The following is a 17,642-nucleotide window of genomic DNA, read 5'->3' as shown; positions in this document are numbered from 1 at the left end:
CGAGTTCTCGGGCTTATAGGCGCCGCCTCCCAGCGTGGCAACCCGCTAACCCGGCGTAACGCCATCACCAAAGTTACGAGGCCTGCCTAGCCAAAGAATAGGCTCCACATGGTGCGGCCGGGAATGAAGGCGATGATCAGATTGATCGCAAAGGCGCCATAGAACAGGCCCATCATCGCCCGCCTGTGGCGCGCCACCTCGCGGCGCTTCGCCCAGATCACCGCCAGCGGCAGGATGATCAGGGTCCAGCCGGTGAACAGATGGATCAGCGACCAGCGTCCGGGGGTCAGGCTGGTGATGAACAGGGTGGAGATCGCCGTGGTCATCACCAGGGCCACCCAGATCCAGCCGGCGGTTCGGTGAAAGACCCGCCCCTTCCGCGCCGCCATCAGCCCCGCGCCGAGCCCCAGGGCGGCCAGGGCCGTATAGAGGTGGACCTTGATGACCGGCGACAGGCCCGCCAGCAGGGCGAGGTCCGGGGCATGGGGCCGCACATCGGCCAGCTGTCCCAGCATGGCCGGCCAGGTCCGCCAAAGCGCCGCACCCAGGACGGCGGCCACCACCACCATGCTGAGCGCAAAGCCGCGGCCGAAGGTCCAGGCGGGGCGCCGCCTCTGAGGGACAGCGTCTTGCGGGGCGAGCGACATGGGGTATCTCCTGGGCCTTGCGGCGGGGCCGCGTTCTGGGCGCAAGACAAGGGTGGGGCCGGAGATGAAGCCAGCGTGGTTTCGCCGAATGACGTCCCGTCGTCGTGAACCGCCACGCGCCACGGCTGGCGAAACGTCGGCGGCGCGCCGCCCCCTGGCCTGGGGTCCCTATGAGGACCTGACCGGCTGGCTAAGGGGGCTCGCCATCGCCCTGGCGGTCGGGGGCTTCCTCGCCCTGTCGGGGGCCTTCGTCGACCGGGACGCCGCCCTCGGTCTGCGGCTGGCCTACTGGCTGCCGATGATGGCGATCGGCGCCCTCTGGGGCGGCTTCGTCGTCCGCGCCCTCTTTCCCCATGACGAGATCACAGGCGCCGCGGCGCCTCGGCTCTGGCTCCGCTCGCTCCTGGCCGCCCTGGCCATGGCCGGACCCTTCACCGGTCTGGTCTGGGTCGCGAACGGGCTCGCCTTCGGCCGCCAGATCCCCTGGGGCGGCCTGCCCTATCTGTTCGGCAGCGTCTTCGTCCTGGCCCTGGCCATGACGGCGCTCAACACCCTGGTCGAAAGCCGCCGGCAGGCCATGCGCAGGCTCAGCGCCGTCCCGCCGCCGCCGCGGCCGGTGCGGTTCCTGGACCGCCTGCCCCCGCGGCTGCGGGGCGCCGAGCTGCACGCCATAGAGGCGGAGGATCACTATCTGCGCCTGCACACCTCCCGGGGCCAGGACCTGATCCTCATGCGCCTGGGGGATGCGGTCGAGGAGCTGGAGGGCCTGGAGGGCGCCCAGGTGCACCGCTCCTGGTGGGTGGCCCGGGGCGCCATCGAAGATGTCCGTCGCGGCGACGGCCGCGCGGTCCTGACCCTGAAGGACGGGGTCGAGGTCCCGGTCAGCCGCACCTATGCCCGCCAGCTGCGGGCGGCCGGCTGGTACTAGGGCGCCCTAACTCCGCCGGGCGCGCCAGGCCGCGCGGCTCTGGCCCCACACATCGACATCGACGTCCATGGGCAGGGGCAGGCGGGCCTGGCGCAGGACCGCCGAGCCCAGGCGCCGGGCCACCGACTGGGAATTGTGATTGGCGGCCTCGATGGTGTGGATCACCTCGTCCCAGCCCAGATGGTCAAAGGCCCAGTCCATGGCCGCGGTCGCCCCCTCCGGCGCATAGCCCCGGCCCCAGCAGTCGCGGATGATCCCCCAGCCCACCTCGGTCCCGGGCCAGCCATGGGGCCGCCAGGGCCCCAGCCGGCCGATCCAGCGGCCGCTCTCCTTCTCGATCACCGAGAACATGGAAAAGCCCTCCAGCGCCCAGGACCCGGCGATCATCATCATGGAGCGCCAGACCTGGGCCGGATTCATCGGCCCGCCGATATAGCGGGCCGCCTCCTCGTCGGCGGAGAAGGCGCACCAGGGCTCGAAGTCGGCCATGGCCGGCGGGCGCAGGATCAGCCGCTCGGTCTCCAGGGTCGGCCCCAGGGCCGCGCTGTCGGTCATGGTCATGATCAGTCTCCCGCCCCGGTCGCATCGTTCAGCCGCAATTCAGGCCTATGGGCTGAGGCTTGTCGATACAGGTCCGCATATTCCAAGCCCGATAGGCCCATGAACCTCGACTCCTTCGACCCCGCCCCCCGCAAGCCTGGCGCAGATCCGGACGCCGCCGACCTGCGGATCGAGCCGATCGCGCCCTTGGCCCCACCCCCCAGGCGCCGGGGCCTGTGGATCGCAGGCGGCCTCGTCGCCGTCGTGTTCGGCGTCGCCGCCCTGGGCCTCACCCTGGGCGATGACCTGCCCGACATGGCGCCGGAGGGGGCGCAGACCCTGGATATCGAGGTCGCCGACCAGCCCGCCCCGCCGCCCGCCGGCGCGGTGGCGCCTGGGACGGCCCTGGACGTCCTGCCCGAGGACATGGCGTTGGCTGCGCCGCACAATCCGCCACCCGTCTATGAGCCGCCGCCGGAGATCGCCCTGGCCGAGGCGTCGCCGGAAATGGCGTCGCCTGAGCGGCAGGCCCTGCGCCAGCCGGCCAACCTGACCTTCGCCCCCAGCTTCGACTGCCGTCGCGCCCGCAGCCAGGGCGAGCGGGTGGTCTGCGCCGATCCGGCCCTGGCCGCCGCCGACCAGCGGCTGAACGCCGCCTACCAGCAGGCCCTGGACGCCGGCGTGCCCGACTGGCGGCTGGAGCGGCAGCAGCGGCGCTGGCTGCGCGCCCGGGAGGACGCCGCCTTCGCCGCCCCTGAGGCTGTGGCCGAGGTCTATGAGGCGCGCATCGCCGAGCTGCAGGCCCAGGCCGATGTGGCCCCGCCCCCGGAGGCCCCACCCTGGCCGTCGCCCTGGTAGGGATCAGGCCAGGTCGGCGATTTCCGCGTCGGTCAGCTCGCCCGGCACCACGGTGACCGGCAGGTTGCGCCCGCCCCAGCGGATCCCCTCCTTGGCGATGGAGGAGACCAGGGGGCCCGGCCCCCGGCCGTGGGGCGCCGCGCCCAGGACCAGGATCTTGATGTCCGGGTCGTCGGCGATGACGCTGCGCAGGGCCTGACGGGCGCTCTCGGCGTTGACGATGATGAATTCCGGGGCCGCCCCGGTCTCGGCGATGACGAACTCGGCCATCTTCTGCAGGAAGGCCTCGGCCTCGGCTCTCGCCTGACGCTCGATCTCCTCGCGGACCCCTGACCAGTGCTCGAAGACCGCCGGCTCGATCACCCGCAGCATGGCCAGGTGGCCGCCGGTGGAGCGGGCGCGGCGGCAGGCGAACCGCAGGGCGGTCTGGAACTCGGGCGTGTCGTCGGCGATGACGAGGAACTTGCGCTGACTCATGGGCCGACGTTGGCCCGGCGGCGGGATTTGGGCAAGAGGGCCGAGGGGCGGGGCCTCAGGCGCCCCAGAAGCCCACCTTGGCCCGCACCTCCGCCAGGGTCGGGGCCGCCGCCGCCCGCGCCCGTTCGGCGCCCTTGGCCAGGACCGCGTCGATCTCGCCCGGATCGGCCATCAGCCGGTGCATCTGCGCGCCCACAGGGCCAAGCCTGGCCACCGCCAGATCGGCCAGCTTCGGCTTGAAGGCGCCAAAGCCCTGGCCGGCGAATTCGCTCAGCACCTCGGCGGCGGCGCGGTTATCCAGGGCCGCATAGATGCCGATCAGGTTCTCGGCCTCCGGCCGGCCCTTCAGCTCGTCGAGGGTTTCGGGCAGGGGCTCAGGATCGGTCTTGGCCTTGCGCACCTTCTGGGCGATGGCGTCCTCGTCATCCAGCAGGTTCAGCCGCGAATTGTCCGACGGGTCGGACTTGGACATCTTCGCCGTTCCGTCCCGCAGCGACATGATCCGCGAGCCGGGGCCCTGGGTCAGGGCGTCGGGCAGGGGGAAGAAGTCCGGCGCGTCGAAGTCGTGGTTGAACTTGGCGGCGATGTCGCGGGTCAGCTCAAGGTGCTGGCGCTGGTCGTCGCCCACCGGCACGTGGGTCGCCTTGTAGAGCAGGATGTCGGCGGCCTGCAGCACCGGATAGGTATAGAGGCCGACGCTGGCGCGCTCCTTGTGCTTGCCCGACTTCTCCTTGAACTGGGTCATCCGGTCGAGCCAGCCGACCCGGGCCACGCAGTTGAAGATCCAGCCGAGCTCGGCGTGCGCCGGCACGGCAGATTGCGGAAAGATGGTCGCCTTGTCCGGATCGAGGCCGGCGGCCAGATAGGCTGCGGTGATCTCGCGCACCTGGTTCGCCAGCAGGGCCGGGTCCTGCCAGACGGTGATGGCGTGCAGGTCGGCGACGAAGATGAAGGTGTCCATCTCGTGCTGCAGGCGGGCGAACTTTACGAGCGCGCCCAGATAGTTGCCCAGATGCAGGGCGCCCGACGGCTGGACGCCGGAGAGCACGCGCTGGGGGCCGCGATAGGCGGGGGGGACTTGGTCGGTCATGGGATCGGCTTCGACTTCGAGCGGAGTGTGAAGACGCGCGCCAAGGCGCGCAGAGGCTTGCGCCCCCTAGGACGGGGCGTTCAGGACGCGCGGCGCCATCGCCAGGAGTTCCGAGCCGGAAAAGCCATGCCGATGCGCATAGTCGGGCCAGGGGCCGGTGGCAAGCCTGGAAGGCCGCGCCCCTCTCACGCTCCTCACGTCCCCGTCTTGGTCGGGTCAAGCCCGAGGGAAGCGGAGGAAGGCGCGAAAGGACCTAGGTCAGATCCACGGGCGCGCCCGGTGTCCCGTTGCGGCGGGTCATGGCGGCCCGAAGCTCCGCCCGGGTCACGCCGCCGAAGACCAGGACGAGCAGGCCGTAGAGGGCCATGCCGGCCGCCGAAAGCGCCAGGACGCCGATCTCCTTGGCGCCGATGAACGGCAGGCCGAGGCCCGCGATCACCCCCTCGATGGCCGCCCGGTTCATGGCCGCGAAGGCCAGCACAGCCCCCATGACCAGGCTGGCGGCGGAGACCCGGACGATCTTGGAGATCACCAGCGCCGAGGGGCGGTAGTCGCCGCGGCGCCAGAGGGCCAGCAGCATCTGGATCACCGCGATCCAGGCCGCCAGGCTGGTGGCCGCGGCGATGCCGGGCACGCCGATCACGAAGAACAGGGCCACACCGGCCACGATATTCACCCCCACCGAGATCAGGGCGAAGCGCATGGGCGTCTTGGTGTCGTCGCGGGCGAAGAAGGCCGGCTGCAGGATGCGCTGCAGGACGAAGGCCGGCGTCCCCCAGCCATAGTGGAACAAGAGGGCGCCGGCCGCTGCGGCGTCGGCGAAGACGAAGGCGCCGCGGGTGAACAGCCCATCGATCAGATAGACCGGCATGGCCACCAGGGCGGCCGCCGCCGGCAGGCTGAGCGCCAGGCCAAACACCAGGCCCTGGTCCATGACCAGCTTGGCGTCGGCGGCGTCCCCCCGGCGCAGGGACTGGGACAGCCGCGGCAGGAGCGCCACCCCGATGGCCACCCCCACCAGGCTCATGGGCAGCTGATAGAGCCGGTCGGCGACGTTCAGCCAGACCCGGGCGCCGGCCACCTGCGAGGCCAGGATGCCGGAGACGAAGATGTTGATCTGGGTGGCGCTGTTGGCGATGGCCGCAGGAATGGCCAGCCGCACCAGGGCCTTCATGTCCGGCGTCAGCCGCGGCCGCACGAAGCGCACCCGGGCGCCGGCCCGCCGCGCCGCCCAGATGACCAGGGCCGCCTGGCCGACCCCGGCCACGACGACGCCGACCGAGGCCGCATAGGCCGCGGTGATGGCGTCCCCCTGCGGCCAGACCACGGCCAGCATGACCACGTTCAATATGGTCGGATAGAAGCCCGAGACGATGAACCGGCCATGCGCATTCAGCACGCCGGAGAACAGGGCCGCGATGGCCATGCAGGGCAGGTAGGGCATGGTGATCTGGGTCAGGATCACCGCCAGCCGGAACTTGTCGGGATCGTCCACATAGCCGGGATTGATGACGTACATCAGCCACGGCATGGCCGCCTGGGCCGCCAGGGTCAGGGCGACGGTGACCACCGCCAGGCCGGCGGCGGCGTCGGCCGCATACTGGTTGGCGACAGCCTCGCCCTCCCCCTCCAGCCGCTTGGCGTAGCCGGGCACGAAGGCGGCGGCGAAGGCGCCCTCGGCGAAGATCCGGCGGAACAGGTTGGGAAAGGCCAGCGCCGTATAATAGGCGTCGGCGGCGATGGTCAGGCTGGCGCCCAGCTTGGCGGTGACCACCAGGTCCCGGGCCAGGCCCAGCACCCGGCTGAACAGGGTGAGCGCCGCAAAAATCACTGATGAGCGCAGCATGCCCCCGCGGCGGGGGGCCGGCGGCGGCGCGGGCGCAGGCTCGCCGGGGGCGGCGACGTCTCGCGCGGAATCGGTGGGCGGGGTCTGGCTCACGCCGGGCCTTTGAGGCGCCGGGGGACGGGGGTCAAGCGCCGCCCTGCCCGGCGCCTTCCACGCACAGCCAGCGGCTGCGGTGGAAGTTGGCGATATTGTCGACCCAGCCGGTCACGCGGGGCGCCACCAGGGCCTTGTTGACCACGAAATAGATCGGCGCGAGGGCGTCCTCGGCCAGCATCAGGGCCTCGGCCTGGGCGAGGATCCGGGCGCGGGCCGCAAGGTCGGCCTCGGCGTTGGCGGCCGCCAGCAGGGCGTCATAGCGGAGGTTGGAATAGTCGCCATAGTTCTGCGCCCCGGTGTCTGACTTCAGAAGCTCCAGGAAGGTCAGCGGGTCGTTATAGTCGGCGTACCAGCTCATGGCGCCCACATCGAAGTCCCGCATGCGATAGGCGGCGAACGCGATCTGGCCCTCGTTCTGCACCAGGGACACATTGACCCCGATGGCCTGCCAGTCGGCCTGGATGGCCTGGACGATGAGCGTCGTGTCCGGGGTGTTGCCGGTCTTGATCTCGATCTCCAGCGGCCGTTCGGGCGTATAGCCCGCCTGCGCCAGCAGATCGCGGGCCAGGGCCTGGCGGGCCTCGAAGTCCAGGCCGGCGAAGCTCGCCTTCGGGCCGTCCTCCACATAGTTGGCCGTGCCCGGGGGCACGAAGGCATAGGCCGGGACCTGGCCGGCGCGCAGCAGCTTTTCGGTGAGGAAGTCCCGGTCCACGGCCGCCGACAGGGCCTTGCGCACGCGGCCGTCGCGGAAGGCGGCCACCTCGCGGGTGTTGAACGAGAGGTAGGCGGTGGCCAGGGAAATGTGCGTGCGCGCATAGCCCGGCATGGCCTCATCGATGCGGGCCAGGCGGTTGGACTGGAAGCCGGTGTTGATGTCGAGTTCGCCGGCCGCCACCCGGCGCTCGGCGGTCACCGCGTCCGGGGTGGGATAGTAGCGGATGGTGTCGACGCAGACCTGCTCGGCGTCCCAGAACTGGGGGTTCTTCCGGACCTCGATATATTCGCCCAGCCGCCAGGAGACGAGCTGGTAGGGCCCGCTGCTCACATAGTTCCCCGGCCGCACCCAGGCGTCGCCCAGCTTCTCGACCACATGTTGCGGCACGGGGAAGAAGGAGAGGTGCTTGAGCATTTCCGGCAGGTAGGGGGCCGGGTGATCGAGGGTGAGCTCCAGGGTGCGCGGGTCGATGGCCCGCACCCCCAGGGTCTCGGGCGCGGCCTCGCCGGCGTTCACCGCCGCGCCGTTCTTCAAGAGGAAGACCAGATAGGCGTAGATGGACGCCGTCTCCGGGGCCAGGATCCGGCGGTAGGCGTAGACGAAGTCGCCCGCGGTGATGGGCGCGCCATCGGACCAGCGGGCCTCGCGCAGATGGAAGGTCCAGACCAGGCCGTCGGCGCTGGTCTCCCAGCGTTCGGCCAGGGCCGGAATCGGCGTGCCGTCCGGCGCATCGGTGGTCAGGCCGACATTGAGGTCGCCGATCACCTGGAACTCGTCGACCAGATTGCTCTTCTGCGGATCCAGCGTCGCCGGCTCGGTATTGTTGCCGAACTCCAGGCAGGTCTCGCCGGCCGGGCAGGCGGGACGGCTCGGCCCCTCCTGGCAGGCGGTCAGGACCAGGGCGGCCGCCAGGGGCGCCAACACTCGCAGCAGCGACACGGGGCGAAGACTCCGAAGCATCATGGGGTCATAAGCGCACGGCCGGCTTGGCCCTGTCGAGGCTAAGGTCTTCAGCCCTCGGTGGGCGTCTGGAAGTGGCCGCGGATGGCGGCGACGGGCTTGGCGCGGGCCTCCTGCCAGGCCTCCACATGGACGCTGGAGATCCGCCGCCCAGCCTTCTTGATCTCCGCCCGGGCGTAGGTGTCCATCGGCCGGCCGGGCCGCAGATAGTCGATGGTGACGTCGATGGTCTTGGCGGGCCTCGGCCCCCCGGTGATCACCGCCAGCTGAGCCAGCGCCGTCATCTCCATGAAGGCGCCCAGCACGCCCCCGTGCAGGGCCGGCAGCAGGGTGTTGCCGATCAGGTGCGGCGAGAACGGCAGGATGGCGGTCATCTCGTCCCCGGCCAGCTCGGCCCGCATGCCGAGGAAGGCGATATAGGGGGTGCGCGCCAGGAAGGCGGCCAGCCGCTCGGCCGGCGTGGTTTCAAGGCTCATGCCCCGCCCCCGATCAGGGCGAAGGCCGCCTGGGCGGTGGCCACCGGGTCGTCCGGATCGCCGTCATGGGCCAGGGCCCGGACGAAGGCGATGGTGCGGGTGAGCTTGTAGCAGTGGCCGTCGGCGACGAGATCGGCCTGGGGCCGGGCCGGCCGCATATAGTCGATGCGCAGGTCCAGCGTGCCCTGGGGGACCGCATTGGCCGCGCGGATCGACAGGCCGCAGACATGGTCCAGCAGGGTGGTGACGACGCCCGAGGCGATGACCCCGGTCTCGGGGTCCCCCACCAGGTCGGCGCGCCAGGGAACCCGGATGGCGCCGCGGGCTTCACTGATGGAGACGAACTGGAAGCCGAGCGCCTGCGTCTGAGGCGTGCGGGTGACCATGTGCCGGGCCGCCTCCTCATCGAGGCTCCCGGTCATGGCGGCGATGAAGTCGGGCGGCTTGACCATCCCTGAGGGCGTAGCGGCTTGCCCTTGGGGTGGTCAACGGAAACGGCGCCGCCCTGAGCCGTTTAGAACAGGGGCAGGGTGTTGCTGTAGGCGGCGATGGCGATGGCCAGGATTGGGGTGGCGGCGAGCGCGATATTGGCGAAGGCGAGAAGGTTGGTGCGGATCATGGCGGGTCTCTCTGGTCTTGTGAGGGTGGAGCGCGTCGGCCGCGTTCCGATGACCCGTGTATAGATCTGCCGATCTTCGAATACTCGTTACGTCTTGGTCATGAGCCCGATTTCACAATATGAATACTGTGTAATGAAATGGACATTCCGTAATCTGGCGGGGAGGCGCGGGCCTCACCATCTGGAGGGGCGATGATCAAGCCGCAGGATCTGCTCTGTCCTCGCCCCGAGGGACTCTATTGCGCGCCCGGCGATTTCTATATCGACCCCGTCCGGCCGGTGGCCCGCGCGGTGGTCACCCACGGCCATGCCGACCACGCCCGGGCCGGCCACGGCGCCGTGCTGGCGACGCCGGAAACCCTGGCCATCATGGGCGAGCGCTATGGCGCAGACTTCGCCCAGACCCGCCAGGCCTCGCCCTATGGGGAGACCGTGGCCCGCGATGATGTGGCGGTGACCCTGGTCCCGGCCGGCCACGTCCTGGGCTCGGCCCAGGCGGTGGTCCGCTGGAAGGGCCTGACCATGGTGGTGTCCGGCGATTACAAGCGACGGCGCGATCCCACCTGCGCGGCCTTCGAGCCCGTGCCCTGCGACGTCTTCATCAGCGAGGCCACCTTCGGCCTGCCGGTCTTTCGCCACCCCGACGACGCCGGCGAGATCGCCCGCCTGCTGCGTTCGGTGGCTCAGTTTCCCGAGCGGACCCACATGGTCGGCGCCTATGCCCTGGGAAAGGCCCAGCGGGTCATCCGCCTGCTGCGCGAAGGCGGCTGGGACAGGCCGATCTACGTCCACGGCGCGCTGGAACGCCTCAACCGCCTCTATGAGAACCACGGGGTGGATCTGGGTCCGCTCCTGCCGGCCACCACGGACAAGAAACAGGACTTCGCCGGGGCCATCGTCGTCGGCCCGCCCTCGGCGCTCGCCGACCGCTGGGGCCGCCGGTTCAACGATCCGGTCCTGGCCTTCGCCTCGGGCTGGATGCGGGTGCGCGCCCGGGCCCGGCAGCGGGGCGTGGAGCTGCCGCTGATCATCTCCGACCATGCCGACTGGGACGAACTGACCGCCACGGTGGACGAGATCCGCCCCGGCGAGCTGTGGATCACCCACGGCCGGGAGGAGGCCCTGGCCCGCTGGGCCGAGCTTGCGGGCATCCCCGCCCGGGCCCTGGCCCTGGTGGGCTATGAGGAAGAGGACGAGGCGTGAGGCGGCCGCGCTCAGATGCAGGTGGGCAGGGTCAGCAGGCTGTCGTTCCACTGGCCATGCTCATAGGCCCGCAGATACTTGCCGTTCGGCCCGTTCAGCACGCCGATCTCGGCCCGGGTGACGCCGACCTGGATATAGAAGGTGTCGCGGCCCCCCTCGATGGCGGCGATCACCTCGGCCTTGGTGCGCTTCCAGCCATGCCCCCCCAGATGGGTGATCCCCTCGTGCGGGCTCTTGCGGGGCTGTTTGGTGACGCAGGTCACGCGGGCGTCGGCCATGGTCAGGGGCTCCCGGTCTTGGGCGGCGGTCGCCTTCGCTATAGCCCAAGTCTCGCGGCGCGCCAGCCGGGGCTGCGGTCCTGATGCGCGCCTTCGCCGAGCTGCTCGACCGCCTGTCCCTGACCGCCTCGCGCAACGCCAAGCTGACCCTGGTGCGGGACTATCTGGCGACGACGCCGGACCCTGATCGCGGCTGGGCCCTGGCGGCGCTGACTGGCGAGCTGAGCTTTTCCGCCGCCAAGCCGGCCTTCATCCGCAAGGCGGTGGAAGAGCGGATGGACGCCATCCTGTTCCGCTGGTCCTATGACTATGTGGGGGACCTGGCCGAGACGGTGGCCCTGGTCTGGCCGACGCGGCCCGGCGCCAATCGCGAGCCGGAGCTGTCGGAGGTGGTGGATGCGCTCGCCGGCGCCACGCGGCCCGAGGTGCAGCGGCTGATCGAGGGCTGGCTCGATGCGCTCACCGATCCCACCGCCCGCTGGGCGTTGCTGAAGCTGATGACCGGCGGTCTTCGCGTGGGCGTCTCCTCGCGCCTGGCCAAGCAGGCCTGCGCCGACCTGGGCGGGGTGGCGATCGGCGAGGTGGAGGAGGTCTGGCACGCCCTGCACGCGCCCTATGAAGACCTGTTCGCCTGGCTGGAGGGGCATGGGACGCGGCCCTCCCCCGATGCGCCGGGGCGGTTCCGGCCGGTGATGCTGGCCCAGGCCATCGACGAGGCGGCGGACTTCGGGCGGCTGGACGCTGACGCCTATGCGGCGGAGTGGAAGTGGGACGGCATCCGCATCCAGGCGGTCAGCGAGGCCGGCGTGAAGCGGCTCTACAGCCGCACCGGCGATGACATCTCCGGGGTCTTTCCCGACGTGGTCGAGGCGCTGGACTTCGAGGGGGCCCTGGATGGCGAACTGCTGGTGCGCCGCGAGGGCGTGGTGGCGCCGTTCGGCGACCTGCAGCAGCGGCTGAACCGCAAGACCGTCGACGCCAAGATGCTGCGGGCCTATCCGGCCGCCATCCGCGCCTATGACATCCTGGCCCTGGCGGGCGAGGACCTGCGGACCCTGGCCTTCACCGAGCGGCGGGCGCGGCTGGAGGCCCTGGTGGCGAGGCTGGCCGATCCGCGCATCGATCTGTCACCCCTGCAGCCCTTCGGGACCTGGGCCGAGCTGGCCGAGCTGCGGGCCGATCCGCCCCCCGGGGACCCGCAGATCGCCGAGGGTCTGATGCTCAAGCACCTGACCTCGATCTATGAGGCCGGCCGCCCCAAGGGGCCGTGGTTCAAGTGGAAGCGCGACCCGTTCCTGATCGACGCGGTGCTGATGTACGCCCAGCGCGGCCACGGCATGAGCTCGAGCTTCTATTCCGACTATACCTTCGGGGTGTGGACGACCGGCCCTGAGGGCGAGCGCGTCCTGACGCCGGTGGGCAAGGCCTATTTCGGTTTCACCGACGCCGAGTTGAAGCAGATCGACAAGTTCGTCCGCGACAACACCCTCGAGCGGTTCGGCCCGGTGCGTTCGGTCCGCGCCGAACCGCAGATGGGCCTGGTCTTCGAGGTGGCCTTCGAGGGGCTGCAGCGCTCCCCCCGGCACAAGTCCGGGGTGGCCATGCGCTTCCCCCGCATCAGCCGCCTGCGCTGGGACAAGCCGCCCGGCGAGGCCGACGAGCTCGCCACCCTGGAGCGGATGCTGGACCAGATGGAGCGGCGGTAGGGAGGCCTTGCGTCCTTCGAGGGCGAGTTGGGTCAACCACGAAGCCCACAAAGGGCGCGAAGGCGCCGCGCCTTTCTTGGTGGCCTTCGTGCCCTTTGTGGTTCGTCTTTCGGACGCCTGCGGCGCGCGAGACGGCCGTCTGCGCCCCCGCCCCACCACGTCATCCGGGCCTCGCGCCCAGGATCCCTCGTGACGCGCGCGCCCCTCAGGGCAGGCGGCCCTGGGCCTTGAGGAAGGCGCGCAGGTCGCCGCCTTCGAACCGCAGGCCCTCGACGCCGGCGCGGGCGGCGGCCTCCATGTCGCCGGGCTTGTCGCCGACCATGAAGGAGGCCTGCCGGTCCACCGGCCAGTCGGCCATGGCCCGCAGCAGCATGCCAGGATTGGGCTTGCGATCGGGCGGGTCAGGGTGACGGTAGCGCTCTTCGGCCGCGTCTGGATGGTGCGGGCACCAGTAGAAGGCGTCGATCCGCGCCCCGTCCTGCGCCAGATCCTCGGCCATCCGGTCATGCAGGGCGTGCATGTCGGCCTCGGTGTAATAGCCCCGGCCGATCCCCGACTGGTTGGTGACCACGAAGACCCACCAGCCGGCCTGGTTGAAGGCCCGCACCACGGCCCGGGCGCCGGCCACCCAGGTGAAGTCCTCCCAGCGCGACACATAGCCCCGGTCGAGGTTCAGCACGCCGTCCCGGTCCAGGAAGAGGGCGGGCCTTGGCGGTGAGGCGTGGGGCGGGGACATGGTCGGTGGGCCTCCGGACGGCGGAACGGGGACGGATGTTCCGGTTGTTTCACAAGGGGCGCCGCCCGGTCTATGGTCGGCGCCAGACGATCTGGAGTTCGCCCTTGTCCGTGACAGAATCCGCCCCGCCCGTCCTGGCGATCGATGATCTGAAGGTCACCTTCGACACCCATGACGGCCCGGTCGCGGCCGTGCGCGGGGTGAGCCTGCAGGTGGCCCGCGGCGAGACCCTCGGCGTGGTGGGCGAAAGCGGCTCGGGCAAGAGCCAGACCTTCATGACGGTCATGGGCCTGCTGGCCCAGAACGGCCGGGCCACCGGCTCGGTGCGGTTCCAGGGCCAGGAGATTCTGGGGCTGAAGCCCCGGGCGCTCAACCGCCTGCGCGGTTCGAAGATGACCATGATCTTCCAGGATCCGCTGACGGCGCTCACCCCCCATGTGCGGATCGGCGAGCAGATCGCCGAGCCCCTGCGGCTGCATCTGGGCCTGTCGGCCAGCGACGCCATGGCCAGGGCGCGCCAGTGGCTGGACCATGTGCGTATTCCCGACGCCGCTCGGCGCCTGCGCCAGTATCCGCACGAGCTGTCCGGCGGCATGCGCCAGCGGGTGATGGTGGCCGCGGCCATGGCCGGCGGCCCCGAACTGCTGATCGCCGATGAGCCGACCACGGCGCTGGATGTCACCGTCCAGGCCGAGATTCTCGACCTGATGGCTGAGCTCGGCCGTGAGACCGGCACGGCCATGGTGCTGATCACCCACGACATGGGGGTCATCGCCCGCCTCGCCGACCGGGTCTGCGTGATGAAGGATGGTCAGTATGTGGAGGAGGGGCCGGTGCGCCAGCTCTTCGCCGCCCCCAAGGTCCAGTACACCCGCGACCTGCTGGACGCGATTCCCAGGCTGGACCGCGCCGACCGCGGCGGCCGGCCCACCGTCACGCCCGTCGCCGCCGACGCCCCGGTGATCGTCGAGGCCCGGGACGTGAAGGTCTGGTTTCCGATCCGCCAGGGCCTGATGGGCGGGACCCGCCAGCTGCGCGCGGTGGACGGGGTCTCCTTCGACGTGCGCCAGGGCGAGACCCTGGGCGTGGTGGGCGAGAGCGGCTGCGGCAAGTCCACCCTGTCGCGGGCGGTGCTGAACCTGATCAAGCCCACCGACGGGGTCGTCACCCTGATGGGCCGCGACATCACCCACGCCCAGAAGGCGGAGATGCGGGCGGCCCGCAAGGACCTGCAGATCGTCTTCCAGGACCCCTTGGCCAGCCTCGATCCGCGCATGACCATCGGCGACTCCATCGCCGAGCCCCTGAAGATCTTCGCCCCGCAGCTGAACCGCGACGCCCGCGACGCCGAGGTGGCCGGCATGATGGCCCGCGCCGGCCTCTCGCCCGAGCTGATCAACCGCTATCCGCACGAACTGTCCGGCGGCCAGAACCAGCGGGTGGGCATCGCCCGGGCCATGATCCTGAAGCCCAAGCTGGTCATCTGCGACGAGGCGGTCTCGGCCCTGGACGTCTCGATCCGCGCCCAGATCATCGATCTGCTCATCGACCTGCAGAAGGAGATGGGCCTGGCGATGATCTTCATCAGCCACGACCTGGCGGTGGTCCGCGAGATCAGCCACCGGGTGATGGTGCTGTTCCTCGGCCGGGTGATGGAGATGGCCGACCGCGACAGGCTCTATGCCGATCCCCAGCACCCCTATACCCGGGCCCTGCTTTCGGCCGCGCCGATCCCCGATCCCGACCGGGAGCGCAACCGCCAGCGGATCAAGCTGACCGGCGAGCCGCCGAGCCCGATGGACCCCGGCGCCGCCCTGCGCTTCCTGCCCTCCCGGGTCAGCGTCGATCCCCTGGCGCCCATCTATGTGCCCCGCCTGAGCGAGGTGGCGCCCGGCCACCTGGTGTCGGAGTTCGACGTCGACTGGGAAAACCGCGGCGCAGCCTGAACGGGGGTTTTCGGCAACCCGTCGGAAACCCTTGGCGGCCTAGGGTGGCTTGACTGCAACCCTGTCGAGTATCGCCGTCCATGTCCGCCCTGCATATCGAGGTCGTTCGTCCCCAGGACCTGACCCCTGCGCGCCTGCAGCGCTGGGCCGAGCTGCAGAGCCAGCAGACCGACGCCGCCTATGACAGCCCCTTCCTCTCGCCCCACTGGGCGCGGGCGGTGGAGCGGGCCCAGGCGCGCACCGGCGGCGGGGCCCGCGGCGTGCGGGTGGCGGTGGTCACCGACGGCGCCCAGGACCTCGGCTTCATGGCCGCCCATGTGGGCGGGGCCACGGCCCTGCCGGCCGGCGCGCCCTTCTGCGACTATCAGGGCCTGGTGGCCGCGCCCGGCGTGGAGATCGACGCCCGGGCCATCGTCTCGGCCCTGCGGGTCCAGCGGCTGGACTTCTGCCACATGCTGGACGACAGCGGCCCCTTCCAGGGCTTTTCCCACGGGGAGTCGGTCTCCTATGTGGTCGAGATCGGCGAAAGCTATGAGGCCTACGCCGCCGAGCGCCGGGCCGCGGGCGTCGGCCTGCTCAAGGACTGCGACAAGAAGCGCCGCAAGGCCGAGCGCGAGCTGGGGGAGGTGGTCTTCACCGCCTTCAACCGGTCGTCCAGCGACTATGACCAGCTGATCGCCTGGAAGCGGGCGCAGCTGCGGGCCACCGGCCAGTTCGATCTTTTCCAGCCGGGCTGGACGCGGCGGCTGCTGGCCGACCTGTTCGAAAGCCGCGACCCCGATTTCGGCGCGGCCCTGTTCACCCTGCATATCGGCGGCAAGCTGGCGGCGGCGCACCTGCACCTGCGCAGCGGGCGCACCATCCACGGCTGGCTGATCGCCCACAATCCCGAGTTCGAGCGCTCCTCGCCGGGCCTGCTGCTGTTCCAGGACATCCTGCGCTGGATGGACACGACCCCCTATAGCCGCCTGGACCTGGGCGCCGGCGACTATCGCTTCAAGCGCGAACTGGCCAATGCCGAGGTCCGGGTCGGCCACGGCTTCGTCGGCGTGCTGTCGCCGGCCACCCTGCTGCGCCAGGCCGCCTACAGCCTGCGGCGGGCCGCCGAAGCCCTGCCGCTGGGCGCAGCCTCGGAGCTGCCGGGCAAGGCCATGCGCCGGGTCGACCGCCTGCGGGGCCTGCGCTCGGCCTGACGCTGACCTGACATCGCCCCGACATTGCGGAGGGCGCCCGCGCCCGATAGGTTGCCCGCCTTCCCGCCCGCACCATATCTGGGCGGCCTCCCCGGACCACCGACCTTCATGACGCTTTCCATCGACGACATCCGCGCCGCAGCCGCCCGGCTGAACGGGCATATCGAGCGCACGCCGTGCCGCCTGTCGCGAACCTTGTCGGAGATTACCGGCGCCGAGGTCTGGGTGAAGTTCGAGAACCTGCAGTTCACCGCCGCCTACAAGGAGCGCGGGGCGCTCAACAAGCTCTTGCAGCTCACCGAGGCCGAGAAGAAGCGCGGCGTCATCGCCGCCTCGGCCGGCAATCACAGCCAGGGCCTGGCCTATCACGCCGCGCGCCTGGGCATTCCGGTGACCATCGTCATGCCGCGGTCCACCCCCTTCGTGAAGGTGCAGCAGACCCGCGCCTTCGGGGCCGAGGTGGTGCTGGACGGCGAGGGCTATGACGAGGCCTCCGGCCGGGCCAAGCAGATCTGCGAGGATCGCGACCTGGTCTTCGTCCATCCGTTCAACGACCTGGACGTCATGGCCGGCCAGGGCACGGTCGCGCTGGAGATGCTCGAGGACGTGCCGGACCTGGACGTGCTGCCCATCCCCATCGGCGGCGGTGGGCTGATCGCCGGCTGCGCCACGGCGGCCAAGCATCTGCGGCCCGAGATCAAGGTGGTGGGGCTGGAGCCGGCCATGTACCCCTCCTTCACCGCCCGCATGCGCGGGGTGAATGGTCCCAGCGGCGCCGGCGGGGCGACCATCGCCGAGGGCATCGCCGTCAAGCAGGTGGGCGATGTCAGCTACGGCGTCGCCCGGCCGCTGATCGATGAGGTCCTGCTGGTCGAGGAGCCCTTCTTCGAACGCGCCGTGGCCCTCTACTGCAATGTGGAAAAGACCGTCGCCGAGGGCGCGGGCGCTGCAGCCCTGGCCGGACTGCTGGCCTATCCCGAGCGGTTCCGTGGCAAGAAGGCCGGGCTGATCATCACCGGCGGCAATATCGACACCCGCCTGCTGGCCTCGGTCCTGACCCGGGAGCTGGTGCGCGAGCAGCGCCTGGTGTCGCTGCGGATCATCGGCGACGACCGGCCGGGCCTGCTGGGCAATGTTTCGGCGATCATCGGCCAGATGGGCGCCAATATCGTCGAGGTGGCCCACAACCGCCTGGCCCTGGACGTGCCGGCCAAGGGGGCGGAGTTCGACATCATGATCGAGACCCGCGACGCCCAGCATACTCAGGAAATCATGGAAGCCCTGCGCGAGCGGGGCTATCCGCCCCGCGCCGTCTGACCCTTCACCAG

General features: G+C 70.7%; 17 protein-coding genes. 7 read left to right on the top strand and 10 right to left on the bottom strand.

Features of this window, described 5'->3' with window-relative positions:
• Positions 1–86 precede the first annotated feature (86 nt).
• A complete protein-coding gene (locus tag Q7S93_RS00315) occupies positions 87–647 on the bottom strand; it encodes a DUF2306 domain-containing protein (RefSeq protein WP_304711506.1) in 561 nt (186 codons plus the stop codon).
• Positions 648–735: 88 nt separating this feature from the next.
• Here Q7S93_RS00315 and Q7S93_RS00310 point away from each other — a divergent pair, with 88 nt between their 5' ends.
• Positions 736–1,575 carry a LytTR family DNA-binding domain-containing protein gene (locus tag Q7S93_RS00310; protein WP_304711504.1) on the top strand — a complete coding sequence of 280 codons (840 nt, stop codon included), beginning with the start codon at positions 736–738 and terminating at the stop codon, positions 1,573–1,575.
• 6 nt (positions 1,576–1,581) lie between these two features.
• On the opposite strand, the gene Q7S93_RS00305 is transcribed toward Q7S93_RS00310, so the two are convergent.
• A complete protein-coding gene (locus Q7S93_RS00305) occupies positions 1,582–2,136 on the bottom strand; it encodes a GNAT family N-acetyltransferase (RefSeq protein WP_304711503.1) in 555 nt (184 codons plus the stop codon).
• 99 nt (positions 2,137–2,235) lie between these two features.
• On the opposite strand from Q7S93_RS00305, the gene Q7S93_RS00300 reads away from it, so the two are divergent.
• Positions 2,236–2,973 (top strand): lysozyme inhibitor LprI family protein, encoded by a 738-nt coding sequence (locus Q7S93_RS00300; protein ID WP_304711502.1) that lies wholly within the window; start codon positions 2,236–2,238, stop codon positions 2,971–2,973.
• Between the two features lie 3 nt (positions 2,974–2,976).
• Here the strand turns inward: Q7S93_RS00300 and Q7S93_RS00295 are convergent, their stop codons facing one another.
• The 6 genes from Q7S93_RS00295 to Q7S93_RS00270 all read right to left on the bottom strand — a co-directional run bounded on the left by Q7S93_RS00295 (position 2,977) and on the right by Q7S93_RS00270 (position 9,085).
• Positions 2,977–3,450, bottom strand: a complete 474-nt coding sequence (locus tag Q7S93_RS00295) for a universal stress protein (RefSeq protein WP_304711501.1) — start codon at positions 3,448–3,450, stop codon at positions 2,977–2,979.
• Positions 3,451–3,505: 55 nt separating this feature from the next.
• A complete protein-coding gene (trpS, locus tag Q7S93_RS00290; RefSeq protein WP_304711500.1) occupies positions 3,506–4,540 on the bottom strand; it encodes a tryptophan--tRNA ligase in 1,035 nt (344 codons plus the stop codon).
• 253 nt (positions 4,541–4,793) lie between these two features.
• Positions 4,794–6,479: a murein biosynthesis integral membrane protein MurJ gene (murJ, locus tag Q7S93_RS00285; protein WP_370652029.1), complete on the bottom strand. Its 1,686-nt coding sequence runs from the start codon at positions 6,477–6,479 to the stop codon at positions 4,794–4,796.
• Positions 6,480–6,510: 31 nt separating this feature from the next.
• Complete coding sequence (locus Q7S93_RS00280; RefSeq protein WP_304711499.1) at positions 6,511–8,136, bottom strand: peptide ABC transporter substrate-binding protein; 1,626 nt, start codon at positions 8,134–8,136, stop codon at positions 6,511–6,513.
• A gap of 71 nt (positions 8,137–8,207) precedes the next feature.
• On the bottom strand, positions 8,208–8,633 hold the full coding sequence (locus Q7S93_RS00275; protein ID WP_304711498.1) for a PaaI family thioesterase: 426 nt from the start codon (positions 8,631–8,633) through the stop codon (positions 8,208–8,210).
• Positions 8,630–9,085, bottom strand: a complete 456-nt coding sequence (locus Q7S93_RS00270; RefSeq protein WP_304711497.1) for a PaaI family thioesterase — start codon at positions 9,083–9,085, stop codon at positions 8,630–8,632. The genes Q7S93_RS00275 and Q7S93_RS00270 overlap by 4 nt, the downstream gene beginning before the upstream one ends.
• Positions 9,086–9,444: 359 nt before the next feature.
• On the opposite strand from Q7S93_RS00270, the gene Q7S93_RS00265 reads away from it, so the two are divergent.
• Positions 9,445–10,455, top strand: a complete 1,011-nt coding sequence (locus Q7S93_RS00265; RefSeq protein WP_304711496.1) for a ligase-associated DNA damage response exonuclease — start codon at positions 9,445–9,447, stop codon at positions 10,453–10,455.
• An 11-nt stretch (positions 10,456–10,466) separates the two neighbouring features.
• Here Q7S93_RS00265 and Q7S93_RS00260 read toward each other — a convergent pair whose 3' ends face one another.
• On the bottom strand, positions 10,467–10,733 hold the full coding sequence (locus tag Q7S93_RS00260; RefSeq protein ID WP_304711495.1) for a DUF3892 domain-containing protein: 267 nt from the start codon (positions 10,731–10,733) through the stop codon (positions 10,467–10,469).
• Between the two features lie 83 nt (positions 10,734–10,816).
• On the opposite strand from Q7S93_RS00260, the gene Q7S93_RS00255 reads away from it, so the two are divergent.
• Complete coding sequence (locus Q7S93_RS00255; RefSeq protein ID WP_304711494.1) at positions 10,817–12,439, top strand: cisplatin damage response ATP-dependent DNA ligase; 1,623 nt, start codon at positions 10,817–10,819, stop codon at positions 12,437–12,439.
• Between the two features lie 205 nt (positions 12,440–12,644).
• On the opposite strand, the gene Q7S93_RS00250 is transcribed toward Q7S93_RS00255, so the two are convergent.
• Positions 12,645–13,175 (bottom strand): D-glycero-alpha-D-manno-heptose-1,7-bisphosphate 7-phosphatase, encoded by a 531-nt coding sequence (locus Q7S93_RS00250; RefSeq protein ID WP_304711493.1) that lies wholly within the window; start codon positions 13,173–13,175, stop codon positions 12,645–12,647.
• Positions 13,176–13,285: 110 nt separating this feature from the next.
• Here Q7S93_RS00250 and Q7S93_RS00245 point away from each other — a divergent pair, with 110 nt between their 5' ends.
• The 3 genes from Q7S93_RS00245 (at position 13,286) to Q7S93_RS00235 (ending at position 17,631) form a co-directional block, all read left to right on the top strand.
• Entirely contained in the window at positions 13,286–15,121 is a 1,836-nt protein-coding gene (locus tag Q7S93_RS00245) for an ABC transporter ATP-binding protein (RefSeq protein WP_304711529.1), read from the top strand.
• An 80-nt stretch (positions 15,122–15,201) separates the two neighbouring features.
• Positions 15,202–16,314, top strand: a complete 1,113-nt coding sequence (locus tag Q7S93_RS00240) for a GNAT family N-acetyltransferase (RefSeq protein WP_304711492.1) — start codon at positions 15,202–15,204, stop codon at positions 16,312–16,314.
• Between the two features lie 108 nt (positions 16,315–16,422).
• Positions 16,423–17,631 carry a threonine ammonia-lyase gene (locus Q7S93_RS00235; protein ID WP_304711491.1) on the top strand — a complete coding sequence of 403 codons (1,209 nt, stop codon included), beginning with the start codon at positions 16,423–16,425 and terminating at the stop codon, positions 17,629–17,631.
• Positions 17,632–17,642 lie beyond the last annotated feature (11 nt).

This window comes from Phenylobacterium sp., assembly GCF_030646615.1.
Lineage (GTDB): Bacteria > Pseudomonadota > Alphaproteobacteria > Caulobacterales > Caulobacteraceae > Phenylobacterium.
The sequence above is the reverse complement of the archived record's forward strand: the minus strand, read 5'-3'. Positions and strand labels throughout refer to the sequence as shown.